This is a genomic window from Ferruginibacter sp. (genome assembly GCF_028288465.1).
In the GTDB taxonomy this organism is placed as follows: domain Bacteria; phylum Bacteroidota; class Bacteroidia; order Chitinophagales; family Chitinophagaceae; genus Ferruginibacter.
The window spans coordinates 1-13,417 of record NZ_JAQBNR010000017.1; the positions used below are offsets into that span (position 1 = coordinate 1).

Annotated in this window: 10 protein-coding genes; all 10 read left to right on the forward strand. The window is 42.3% G+C overall.

The genetic code is table 11. From position 1 onward, the window contains the following. Positions 1 to 1,247, forward strand: a 1,247-nt coding sequence (locus JWR61_RS07725) for a hybrid sensor histidine kinase/response regulator (RefSeq protein ID WP_301927272.1), incomplete at its 5' end; no start/stop codon positions are given. A 70-nt stretch (positions 1,248 to 1,317) separates the two neighbouring features. Continuing rightward, complete coding sequence (locus JWR61_RS07730; RefSeq protein WP_301927273.1) at positions 1,318 to 2,463, forward strand: FIST signal transduction protein; 1,146 nt, start codon at positions 1,318 to 1,320, stop codon at positions 2,461 to 2,463. Between the two features lie 8 nt (positions 2,464 to 2,471). Continuing rightward, entirely contained in the window at positions 2,472 to 5,903 is a 3,432-nt protein-coding gene (locus tag JWR61_RS07735) for a PAS domain-containing hybrid sensor histidine kinase/response regulator (protein WP_301927274.1), read from the forward strand. 431 nt (positions 5,904 to 6,334) lie between these two features. Beyond that, positions 6,335 to 7,990: a UxaA family hydrolase gene (locus tag JWR61_RS07740; RefSeq protein ID WP_301927275.1), complete on the forward strand. Its 1,656-nt coding sequence runs from the start codon at positions 6,335 to 6,337 to the stop codon at positions 7,988 to 7,990. Positions 7,991 to 8,174: 184 nt separating this feature from the next. Continuing rightward, entirely contained in the window at positions 8,175 to 8,939 is a 765-nt protein-coding gene (locus tag JWR61_RS07745; protein WP_301927276.1) for an SDR family NAD(P)-dependent oxidoreductase, read from the forward strand. Positions 8,940 to 9,105: 166 nt separating this feature from the next. Then, positions 9,106 to 10,440, forward strand: a complete 1,335-nt coding sequence (locus tag JWR61_RS07750) for an alpha-L-fucosidase (protein WP_301927277.1) — start codon at positions 9,106 to 9,108, stop codon at positions 10,438 to 10,440. 9 nt (positions 10,441 to 10,449) lie between these two features. Next, complete coding sequence (locus JWR61_RS07755) at positions 10,450 to 11,307, forward strand: fumarylacetoacetate hydrolase family protein (protein ID WP_301927278.1); 858 nt, start codon at positions 10,450 to 10,452, stop codon at positions 11,305 to 11,307. Between the two features lie 79 nt (positions 11,308 to 11,386). Continuing rightward, positions 11,387 to 11,719, forward strand: coding sequence for an L-rhamnose mutarotase (locus JWR61_RS07760; protein WP_301927279.1), 333 nt, complete (start codon positions 11,387 to 11,389; stop codon positions 11,717 to 11,719). Beyond that, entirely contained in the window at positions 11,716 to 12,543 is an 828-nt protein-coding gene (locus tag JWR61_RS07765) for an amidohydrolase (RefSeq protein ID WP_301927280.1), read from the forward strand. Before JWR61_RS07760 ends, JWR61_RS07765 begins: the two co-directional genes overlap by 4 nt. A 10-nt stretch (positions 12,544 to 12,553) precedes the next feature. Further along, positions 12,554 to 13,333, forward strand: a complete 780-nt coding sequence (locus JWR61_RS07770) for an SDR family oxidoreductase (protein WP_290335808.1) — start codon at positions 12,554 to 12,556, stop codon at positions 13,331 to 13,333. The last annotated feature ends 84 nt before the right edge of the window (positions 13,334 to 13,417 follow it).

The window sequence follows — 13,417 nt, forward strand, 5'->3', positions numbered from 1 at the left end:
GGCATAAGGCCGAAGAAAAAGGCCTCACTTTCACCAGTGAAACATTTGATGAAGCTATATCCCCGGTTTTAATGGGCGATCCCTTCAGACTTAACCAGGTATTGCTGAATTTAATTAACAATGCCATTAAGTTTACTGAAAAGGGAAGCATTGATATCAGTTGTAATCTTTACAGGGAAACAAGTACAACACAACTTTTGCGTATTGCCGTAAAAGATACCGGTATTGGAATGGACCAGAATTTTGTAAGAAATTTATTTGAAAAATTCTCGCAGGAAGATGCATCGGTAACAAGGCAATATGGCGGCACCGGGCTGGGCATGAGTATATGCCGTGACCTGGTTGAACTGATGAAAGGCACAATAGAAGTGCAGAGTAAAAAAGGCGCAGGAACCACCATTGCTTTTACAATAGAATTTGACAAGGGAACAAAACAAAACCTGCCTGTAAAGTCCCTTTTTACGTTTGATGCCAACATGCTTTCCCAAAAAAGAATACTGGTAGTGGATGATAATCGTATGAACCGGTTACTGGCGGCTACAATTCTTAAAAATTACGGTGCCATCATCACTGAGGCCGTCAACGGGGAGGAAGCGATTGATTTTGTAAAAAGTGCTGCAACAGACCTGGTATTGATGGATATTCAAATGCCGGTGATGGATGGTATGGAGGCCACCAGCTTAATAAGAAAATGGATCAGTAAAACCATTCCCATCATTGCGCTTACAGCCAATGCAATTAAAGGCGACAATGATAAGTGCATCGATGCCGGTATGAATGCCTACCTGTCTAAACCATTTAAGGAAAAAGACTTGCTGGATGTAGTGGCTTTCTGGCTAAACAAAAGTAAAGCGAAAGTGAATACAGGTGTGCTTGAGTATGGTTCGCCGGATCAGTTGTATAACCTGCAAAATATAAAAGAACTAAGCCAGGGAAATGATGCGTTTGTAAAAAAATTAGTCCAGATGTTTATTGCGCAAACCCCTTTACAGGTGGCCCAAATGGAAGAAAAATTTGCAGCCCGGGATTATAAAGCAATCGGTTTGCTGGCACATTCCATGAAACCGGTCATCGATAATCTGGGCATTGTTTGTTTGAAGGAGGTTGTGAGGGAAGTAGAAAAAAAAGGAAAACAGGAAACACCGGATCCGGGCATTATAGAGCAAGTCATGTTTATTAAAAAGATAATAGGGCTTGTAGCATCAGACCTTGAAGTGCATTTCCCCATGGACAAAATAAACGCGTGATTGATTCATCTGCCTTACAGTTGTACTAAAAGTAAAACCAGTTCCGTCACCTGAATAAATAAAAAATTCCATGAAGGTTAACATCAGTACATACTGTAACAATCAATACACCTGCAGTGACCGAAGCGATTTGCTGAATGATGATACGGTGCAACTGGTGCTTGGTTTTGGTGCAAAACAACTACTTGCCGGCGACAACATGTACCTGCAGTTACGCGGTCAATATCCGAATGCTGATATCGTACTTTGTTCAACTTCAGGCGAAATTTTTGAAGATAAAGTAACAGACAATTCGGTGTCAGTAACTGCCATTGAATTTAACAATACAACAGTAAAAACAGCATCGGTAAATCTCGGCGATTTTAACAACGATGGTTTTGCTGCCGGGGCTTCGCTGGTGCGCCGGCTGCAAACAACCAACCAGCTTTGTTATATCATGATCTTATCTGATGGCGGTAAAGTAAATGGCAGTGAGTTGGTGAATGGCATAAATTCCTGCGTTCAAAATAATATTCCGGTTACAGGTGGTCTCGCAGGTGATGGCAGTTCTTTTATATCAACCATCGTGGGGCTTAATGGAGCACCAGTATCGGGAAAAATAGTTGCTGTAGCATTTTATGGAACTCATCTCAAAATAGCACATGGCTCTATGGGCGGATGGGAGATGTTTGGGCCTGAAAGAATTGTTACAAAATCAATCGCCAATGAATTATTTGAAATCAACGGCGAAAATGCGCTGGAAGTGTATAAAAAATATTTGGGTACTTATGCCAATGAATTGCCCGGATCCGCCTTATTATTTCCTCTTTCTGTAAAGTTGGCTGCCGGCAGTGAACCAGTCGTAAGAACGATTTTACAAATAGATGATGAAAAGAAAAGTATGGTGTTCGCCGGAGATGTTCCCGAAGGATCACCGGTAAGATTTATGAAAGCCAATTTTGATAAACTGATTGGTGCGGCGAGTGAGGCAGCCTTGCAGTCTGTTGAACAAACGCATGGATCTCCCCGGCTGGCCATATTGATAAGCTGTGTTGGCAGGAAGCTGATATTGGGGTCCAGGACGGAAGAAGAGGTGGAAGCGGTATATGAGGCATTTGGAAAAAGGACCCTGCTGACCGGTTTTTATTCCTATGGTGAAATAGCGCCGCTGGCAGCAAAAACAAAATGCGAGCTGCATAACCAAACAATGACGATTACCACTTTCGACGAAATATAAAATTCAACATGCGTTTCAATAAATTGCTGGAAAGACAAATTAAAAAATACCTCTGCGACGATTGTTTGCAGCAGGAAGCCGTCATGCAGTTTATCAATGCGGTTAATAACTCCTACAACGCGTATGAAAAGGATCAGTTACTGTCTTCACATGCGTTTAAAATCAGCGAACAGGAATATGCGGCCATGAACGAGCAGTTAATGGCGGAAAATAAGCTGAAAAAAGAAAGCATTAAAAATATTAAAGCGGCTATCAGCAATGTGGAAGATGATGAAGACATTGCCATTGCTGTAAATACAGATGAGGATAACCTGCTGGGCGCAATCGCAAACCTGAATGAACAAATCAGCAAACGAAAAAAAGTAGAACAGGAATTAAAAGATTCCAGGTATCACTTATCGGCAGCGGCTAACCGTTTGTCGCAATTAATAGCCAACCTTCACCATGGGATATTACTGGAAGATGAAAACAGGAACATTGTTTTAACCAACCAGTTATTCTGTGACATGTTTAATATACCAGCGTCACCAGAATCATTGAAGGGGGTAAGCTGTAAAAAGTCAGCTGAAGAATCAAAGCATTTATTTAAACAGCCTGCGGTTTTTGTTGAACGCATGGATGAACTTTTGCGACATAAAGAGTTGAGGGTTGGTGATGAACTTGAGATGACAGACGGGCGAATTTTGCAACGGGATTTTGTACCCATTTATGATAACAATGTATACAAAGGGCACTTATGGACGTATAATGATATCACTGGCGACAAGGAAAGGGAACATGAATTGGAGCGGTTGTCACTGGTGGCAAGTGCCAACGAAAATGGTGTTGGGTTTTGCAGTGCATCAGGGGTAATAGACTGGGCCAACAAAGGCTTTTTAAAACTTACCGGTTACAGCCTTGAGGAAGTGGTGGGCAGAAAAGCGGTGGATCTCTGCATTGGCCCATTAAGTGATTTAGGAACTATTAAGAAAATGCTCGAGGCCTTTTATGCCGGCAAGGCATTTAGTATTGAAGTAATCCACTATCGAAAAGACGGCACACATTTTTGGGGAAGACTAAAAGGCCAGGCAATTAAGGATAAGGATGGCAATGTGAAGCAATATTTTTCCATGCTGGAAGATATTACCGCAGAAAAAGAAAAGGAAGAACAACTCCGGGTTTTGTCGCTGATTGCAGAAGACAACATCAATGCGGTGATCATTTCTGATGCCAGGGGACGTATAAGTTGGGTAAATAAAAGCTTTACAAAAGTTACCGGCTACCAGTTGTATGAAGTGAAGGGCAAAACGCCATCCATGATGCAGGGGCCGGATACAAACACCGAAACCATAGCCTATTTAAGAAGACAGATTGCGGCAGGTAACCCTTTTAATTGCGAAATTCTGAATTATACCAAAAGTGGCCAAACCTATTGGGTGAGGGTGCTGGGACAAGCCATTCGGAACAGCAAAGGTGAACTAACAGGATTCTTTGCATTGGAAGAAAATGTTTCCAAGGAAAAAGAAGATCAGCAAAAACTAAAAGATTATGAATCCCGCTTCAGGCAAGCTTTTGAAAAGATTGGCGACAATGTGTGGGAGCATGATTTCACCACGGGAGAAACGTATTTTTCAAACACAAAAAGTCACCTGCTGGGGTATGATTTGAATGAATTTGCTGACAATGTGAATTTATGGTGGAAGAATGCTTATGACGATGATCGGCACCTGCTGGAAGAGAATGATGCAAAATACAAAAGAGGAGCAATTGATCACCATATACTGGAATATCGCATCAGGCATAAAGATGGTTCTGTAAGGTGGGTGATGGACAGGGGAGTAGTAATAGAATCAACACCGGAAGGCCTGCCGTTAAAAATTATCGGTACGCATACCGACATAACCGAACGAAAGAATGCCGAAGTATTATTGCAGCGGGAAGAGCAAAAATACCGCAGCATCATTGCCAATATGAATCTTGGCTTAATGGAAGTGGATTTGGATGAAAAGGTAATTTTTGTTAACCAGAGTTTTTGCGACATGAGCGAATATTCAACCGATGAAATTATTGGTAAAAAAGCTTCCGACATTTGTATAAAAGAAAAGTACATAAACCTTGTAGAAAGCAAAAAAACTAGCCGGAAACAGGGTATTTCGGATGCTTATGAAATTGAAATCAAAAACAAAAGCGGACAGACAAAATGGTGGCTGGTGAGTGGCGCCCCGCGTTACAATGACAATGGAGAACTGGTTGGATCTATCGGCATTCACCTGGACATTACCGATCGGAAGCAACTGGAAACGGAACTGATTGTAGCACGTCAACTGGCTGAGGGCTCAACAAAAAGTAAGGAGGTTTTCCTGGCCAATATGAGCCATGAAATACGCACCCCGATGAACGCTATACTTGGTATGGCCAATCAGCTTGCCAAAACCGGCCTGGATGGCAAACAAAAATTCTACCTCGATACCATCAACTCAGCATCCGAAAATTTGCTGGTGATTATAAATGATATTCTGGATCTTTCAAAAATTGAAGCAGGCAAACTGCAACTTGAAAATATTGGCTTTGAACCGAAAGAAATGGTGAGCCGGGCAATGCAGGTATTGATGCACCGGGCCGAGGAAAAGGGCATCACATTGACAAATTCATCCTGTGATGAAGATTTGTCGCCGGTATTAATGGGCGACCCCTACCGGCTTAACCAGGTATTGCTTAACCTCATCAGTAATGCCATCAAGTTTACAACAAAAGGCGGTGTTAATTTGTCCTGCGTTGTGTTAAAGGAATCACCGTTAACCCAAACAATTAGTGTAAGTGTAAAAGATACCGGTATAGGCATGGATGGCTTTTTTGTAAAAAGCTTATTTGATAAATTTTCACAGGAAGATGTATCGGTAACAAGGCAGTACGGCGGTACCGGTTTAGGTATGAGCATTTGTAAAGACCTGGTTGAATTGATGGGAGGAGAAATAAGTGTTGAAAGCACAAAGGGTGTAGGTACCCGCGTTTCTTTTATCATTGAATTTGCAAAAGGAACTCTTAACGCCCTTCCGGCAAAAGACACATTCAATTTTAGCAAAGAAATGTTGGCTGCTAAAACAATATTGGTGGTGGATGATAATAAAATGAACAGGCTGGTAGCCAAAACAATTCTTGGTAATTATGGTGCCGTGGTAATTGAAGCAGTGAATGGCAGCGAGGCGATCGATTTACTTGCACAACCGGGGATTGATGTGGTGTTGATGGATATACAGATGCCGGTAATGGGTGGTATGGAAGCGACTGAAATCATCCGGAAAACCATCAGCCAAACCTTACCCATTATAGCATTAACGGCAAATGCCATCAAAGGCGATAACGAAAAATACCTAAAAGGTGGCATGAACGCTTATCTTTCAAAACCTTTTAAAGAGTTTGATTTGCTGAACATTGTCGCCTCAAGCATTAGTAAAAAATAAACTTCAATAAAGCCTGTCTATACCCTTTTTAACTAAACCTCAACTGGTTTATGCAGCGTAATTTATTTTGATAAACCAGCAGTTTTTACAACACTGCAAACCAGCCCTGGCTTATAGTATTGTAATCGTTTTTAATGTTGCCTTCAGTAAAAGCGAGGTTAATTATTAACCAAATTTGGATAATAATGAGGTGCCCGCTTATTCGCTTTAACCGTAGTTTTCCATTTTAATTCGGTTTGCTTTATTGTTTTGATAGCGTAACTTTTGCATGTTATAAAACAAGGGAGTGCCTGCGAATGTAAACCGTATCGGTTTAGTAAACTGCGGGTACGCCAGCAATGAAAAAATGGCTATATTGGCGACGGAATTTTATTAACCACTTAATGCAGCTTTGCATTTACAACGATTGAAAATTTTAAACAGTTTATTGTATGCAGTCAGATAAAGTAAGAAATTTGGTAGTAAAAATGCATCCGAAAGATAACGTGCTGGTTGCGCTGACAGATCTTGCTAAGGGAGAAACCATTGCTTACAGTGATGAACATTTTTTGTTATTGGATACCGTAAAGGCAAAGCATAAATTTTATACAACCGACTTAAGCGCAGGCGATGAAGTTATCATGTACGGCGTGCTGGTTGGTAAGGCGCAATATCCCATTGCAAAAGGTAGTTTAATGACGACCGACAATATAAAGCATGCAGCGGATCCCTATGTATACCGCGAAGTTGATTTTAAGTGGCAGGCGCCGGATGTGTCCAAATACCAGCATCTCACTTTTAATGGTTACAAAAGATCCGACGGACGTGTGGGCACCGCCAATTACTGGCTTTTTGTGCCAACCGTATTTTGCGAAAACCGAAATATGGACGTGATAAGGGAAGCCCTGCAAAATGAACTCGGCTATGCTGTTACCGACAAATACATTCAATACACCCATCAGTTATTAAATGCATATCAAAAAGGTGAAAACCTTGACACTGTTGACGTGCAGCTAAATGCCACCGCCCATACCAACAGGGTATTTAAAAATGTGGATGGTATCAAATTCCTCAATCACCAGGGTGGATGTGGCGGCACACGACAAGATGCAGCTACCCTGAGTTCCCTGCTGGCTGCTTATGCCAACCATCCCAACGTAGGTGGCGTAACGGTATTAAGCCTTGGTTGCCAGAACCTGCAAACGCAGGATTTTTTAAATGATGTAAAAAAGCAAAATCCACATTTCGATAAGCCGCTGCTGATTTTTGAACAGCAGCAATCACTGAGCGAAGAACAGCTGGTAGCCGATGCGATTAAACAAACATTCGAAGGCCTGGTTGAAATAAACAAACTGGAAAGAACACCTGCACCGCTAAGCGAATTGTGTGTAGGCGTAAAATGTGGTGGCAGCGACGGCTTTAGTGGCGTATCTGCGAATCCTGCTGTAGGATACACATCTGATTTACTGGCAGCATTGGGAGCAAAGGTTTTACTGGCAGAGTTTCCCGAGCTATGCGGCGCAGAACAAAACCTGGTTGACCGTTGCACGTCGGAGGAAGCTGCAAAAAAGTTCATCCGTTTGATGAGCACCTATGATGCGCAGGCGCATAGTGTGGGCTCTGGTTTTCACATGAATCCTTCTCCCGGCAATATAAAAGATGGCCTCATTACCGATGCAATAAAAAGTGCCGGCGCTGCAAAAAAAGGCGGTACATCGCCGGTGGTGGATGTGCTGGATTATACAGAAGCCGCTACCAAACCGGGTTTAAGCCTGGTATGTACACCCGGTAATGATGTGGAAGCAACAACAGGAAAAGCAGCTTCCGGTGCAACGCTTATTTTATTTACAACAGGGCTGGGCACGCCGACCGGTAACCCGGTTTGCCCGGTAATAAAAGTGGCTACCAATTCTGTGCTGGCAAAAAAGATGGCTGATATCATCGATATCGATTGCGGCCCCATTATCAGCGGCGAAAAAACAATTGAACAAATGGGGGAAGATATACTGGACTATTGCATCAAGGCAGCCAGTGGCGAAATCATTCCCAAGGCAGTTCAGCTAAACCAGGATGATTTTATTCCATGGAAACGTGGCGTGAGCCTTTAATAGTTATAAGTTGTGAGTTATAAGTTATAAGTTTTTTCTGCCCGTTGATCTATAACACGGCTTAATTCTTCAAACAATAACGCATGGAAAAGCACAACTATTGACCATTGACCATTGACGATTGACAATTGACCATGGAACACCAACACTCATAATTCCTAACTCATCACTCATAACTAAAAACATGTTTTCTCTTAAAAATAAAAAAGCAGTTGTAACCGGTGGTGGCAGCGGCATTGGAAAAGCCATTTCAGTTTTATTTGCGCAACAGGATGCTGAAGTACACATCATTGAATTGACAGAGGCAAGTGCTGCAGCAGCGGTGGATGAAATTACCGCTCTTGGAAAAAAAGTTGTTGCTCATGCATGTAATGTGGCCAACCAGCAGGAGGTGCTGTCAACATTTGAAAAAATAGGTAAGCTGGATATCCTTGTAAACAACGCAGGCATTGCACATATTGGCAAGGCAGATACAACAAACGAGGCAGACTTCGACCGCATCATCAATGTAAATGTAAAAGGTGTTTACAACTGTATCTATGCCGCCATTCCGCAGTTGCGTATTGCCGGTGGTGGCATCGTGTTGAATATGGCATCCATCGCAGCGCTGGTGGGCATTCCGGATAGGTTTGTATATTCAACAGCCAAAGGAGCTGTAATGGCCATGACCTTATCCGTTGCAAAAGACTATATGGCGGAAAATATTCGTTGCAATTCTATTTCACCGGCACGGGTGCACACACCCTTTGTAGACGGATTTATCTCCAAAAATTATCCTGGCAAAGAAGCGGAAATGTTTGAGAAGCTATCCAAAAGTCAGCCGGTTGGCCGTATGGCGAGGCCGGATGAAATTGCAGCACTTGCCTTATATTTATGCAGCGATGAAGCCTCCTTTATTACCGGTTGCGATTACCCGATTGATGGCGGTTTTGTAAAGTTGAATAACTAGTATTGAATAAAAATCGGTTTAATTTAAATTGCTTGTTGTATACCAGCAGTTGTTTTTCATAGCGACATTGTTGCGTCGCAATCCTTTCATCCGTATACCTTTGGGCGGCCTGTTGATGCAACAGGTAAATTTAATGAAGTAAACACTTTTAATAATTGCTTTAAATATGAAAAGAATAAAAAGTATCGCCCTTGTTTTTTTGCTTGCGGCCATAGCCATTTCAAGCCAGGCACAAACTTATACGCCGGCACCGGAAAATATAAAAGCCCGCCAGCAATTCCGCGATGATAAGTTTGGTCTTTTCATTCACTGGGGCCCGTTCAGCATTCCCGGGGCAGGGGAGTGGGTAATGAATGAAAGAGGGATTCCCTATAATAATTATAAAAGGCTGATGGATTTTTTTAATCCAATTGAATTCAATGCAGAGCAGTGGGTAAGTATGGCAAAAAATGCCGGGATGAAATACATCACGTTGATCACCCGCCATCATGATGGCTTCAGCATGTGGGATACCAAATATTCCGACTACGACATCATGCATTCGCCTTACAAAAAAGACATCGTAAAAATGATGGCTGATGAATGTCACAAACAGGGCATCCAGTTATTTTTATATTATTCTTTGCTCGATTGGGGAAGAGACGATTATCCGCATGAAACCGGTAAAACCGGTCAGCACGCCGGCAGAACAGGTCACGGCGACTACGCCAGTTATTTGCAGTTTATGAAGAACCAGTTGACGGAGTTGCTGACTAACTACGGTACTATCGGTGGTATTTGGTTTGACGGGCACTGGGACCAGACACAACCCGAAGGCGCCGCGGACCGCACTTCAAGAATCAACTGGAAATACGATGAAATATATGGACTGATTCATAAGTTGCAACCACAGGCAATGATTGGCAACAATCATCACATGACACCTTTTGCCGGCGAAGATTTTCAGATGTTTGAAAAAGATTTGCCGGGCGAAAATAAATCGGGTTTAAGTTTCCAGGAAGCCTCGCTGCAGTTGCCTGTTGAAACATGCGAGACCATGAATAATTCATGGGGATTCAATCTCAACGATAACAATTACAAAACGGTTAAACAGTTAATTCATTACCTGGTAAAAGGCGCTGGCAGGGATGTCAATTTTTTACTGAACGTTGGCCCCATGCCCAATGGAAAAATACAACCAGAGTTTACTGATACATTAAAAGCAGTCGGCCAGTGGATGCACGCAAACGGCGAAACCATTTATGGCACCAGGGGCAATATTTATCCGCCCCAGGATTGGGGCGTTGTAACGGTAAAAAATAAAACCTACTTCGTGCATATCCTTCAACCAAATTCAGATGGGCCAATCTTTATGCCCGGGCTAAAAGGAAAAATTGTTTCAGCAACAGTAAGGGGTGGCAAAAAAATAAAATTCAAGCAGCAAGCTGAAGGAGCTTTCCTATACCTGGATGGCGTACAGCCGGATGCGATTGATACCATAATTGAATTACAATTACAATAAATTACAACAATGAAACTAATCAGATTTGGCGAACCCGGTAAAGAAAAGCCAGGCATTTTAAAAGACGAAAAAAGATGGGACGTATCTGCTATTGTGAGTGATTACAACGAAGCTTTTTTTGAAAACGACGGGTTAATAAAATTACAGGAAGCCATTGATAAGGGAACTGTATTTCCTGAAGTGGATGCAACGGTTAGGCTTGGCTCAGCCGTCGCAAGACCTTCAAAAATAATTTGCATTGGCTTAAACTATGTCGATCATTGTGTGGAAACAAACGCCCCCATACCTGTAGAACCGATCATTTTTTTTAAATCTACCACCGCATTATGCGGTCCGGATGACAATGTGATCATCCCCAAAAACAGTGTAAAAACAGACTGGGAAGTAGAGCTTGCTTTTGTGATGAGTAAAAAAGCAAGTTATGTTGAAGAAGCCAATGCAATGGATTATGTAGCCGGTTACTGCCTGCACAATGATTACAGCGAACGGGCATTTCAGATTGAACGTGGCGGACAGTGGGCCAAAGGAAAGGGTTGTGATACATTTGCCCCGCTCGGGCCGTTTCTTGCCACCAAAGACGAAATTGCCGATATAGATAACTTACCGATGTGGCTTACCGTAAATGGCAAAAAATATCAAAACAGCAATACATTGAACCTGGTTTTTAAAATTCCTTTTTTAGTGCATTATTTAAGCCAGTTCATGACCCTGCTCCCCGGGGATGTAATCAGCACAGGCACACCTCCAGGGGTGGGATTAGGTATTAAGCCAGAACCGGTATACCTGAAAGCAGGCGATATTGTTGAACTTGGAATTGAAGGATTGGGAACGAGTAAGCAACATGCAGTGGCATATGTGGCCAATTGATAATTAAAAATTAATAATTTTTTCAAAGCCGGCATTCACTCTTTTTTACTTATCACATACAGATTACAACTAAAAGGTTATGCAAAAATACTGCCTCGCACTGGATTTAAAAGATGACCCGCAGTTAATAGCTGAATACAAGGCTTATCACAAAAATGTTTGGCCTGCTATTATTGCAAGCATAAAAGATGCTGGTATTACGGTGCTGGATATTTATTGCCTCGGTAACCGCATGTTCATGATCATCGAAGCAACAGCCGATTTTTCTTTTGAAAAGAAATCAGCCATGGATGCTGCCAATAGCACAGTGCAGGAATGGGAAACATTAATGTGGAAATTTCAGCAGGCATTGCCCTGGGCCGAACCCGGACAAAAATGGATGCTGATGGAAAAAATATTTGAATTGCCATGAGAATAGACAGCCACCAGCATTTCTGGAAATACCATCCCGTAAAAGATGCATGGATAACAGACGATATGAAAGTCCTTCAGCGTGATTTTTTGCCGGCAGACTTGTTGCCATTGCTGCAACAAAATAATGTAGATGGTTGTGTTGCGGTACAGGCAGATCAAAGTGAAATGGAAACCAATTTTTTGTTGCAGCTGGCACAGGAAAATGACTTTATTAAAGGCGTGGTAGGATGGGTGGATCTGCGGGCGGCCAACCTGGAAGAACGATTGCAGCACTTTGCGCAATACAAAAAAATAAAGGGATTTCGCCACATTGTACAAGCCGAACCTGCAGACGATTTTTTGTTAAGCACTGATTTTTGTAGCGGCATAGCGTTGCTTTCAAAATACAACTTTACCTACGATATACTTGTTTTTCCAAGGCAGCTGAAACACGTAGCTGCCTTTGTACAACGGTTTCCGGAGCAGCCATTTGTTATAGATCACCTGGCAAAGCCTGATTTTAAAAAGGCTGATTTTGCTGAATGGGAAAAAGCAATGCGTGCAGCAGCGGCTTATCCAAATGTTTGGTGCAAAGTATCGGGCATGGTTACAGAGGCTGACTGGAGCAACTGGACCAATGACAATTTTACCTACTGCCTGGATGTTGTTGTTGACGCATTTGGGATTAACCGGTTAATGTTTGGCAGCGATTGGCCGGTATGCCTGGTGGCAGCATCTTACCAGGAAACATGCAATATTATACATCGTTATTTTATGCAGTTTTCAATAGCAGAGCAGGAAAAACTGTGGGGAAAAAATGCAGTTGATTTTTATCATTTATAAACAACACACAATGGACTTACAATTAAGTAACAAAGTAATTATAGTAACCGGCGGCGCCAAGGGAATTGGATTAGGCATCAGTAAAGTCTTAGCAGCAGAAGGCGCTATACCATTTATTATTGGCAGAAATGAAGCTGACAATGCAGCAGCTGTAAAGGCAATTGAGGCGGCTGGTGGACAGGCGAAATATGTAACAGCAGAACTGGTTACACCGGCGGAGTGCGAAAGAGCTGTTCAACAGGTGATAGCCACTTGCGGACGGATAGAAGGCGTAGTAAATAACGCCGGTGTAAACGACGGGGTTGGGCTTGAAAATGGGAATTATGAATCTTTCATAGCATCGGTACACAAAAACCTGGTGCATTATTACCTGGTAGTACATCATGCTTTGCCTGAATTGAAAAAATCAAAAGGTGCTATTGTGAACATCGGTTCCAAAACCGCAGAAACCGGCCAGGGAGGGACTTCTGCGTACGCTGCCGCCAACGGGGGGCGCAGTGCACTCACCCGGGAATGGGCTGTTGAATTACTGCCGTATGGTATTCGCACCAATGAAGTAATTGTAGCGGAATGTTTTACACCCTTATATGAAACCTGGATTAAAACATTTGATAACTGGGAAGAAAAACTGAAACAGATTACACAGAAAATTCCTTTTGAAAAACGCATGACCACTGCCGAGGAAATTGCCAATATGGTGGCGTTTCTGCTATCAGAAAAATCAAGTCATACCACGGGACAGCTGATACATGTTGATGGCGGATACACGCATTTGGACCGGGCTATTTAATAGATAATTTTTTATTTGATAAAGGATAATTATCCGAGCCTACTGAATCGAATCTTTAATATGATGTTTGCAGCGCTTAATTGA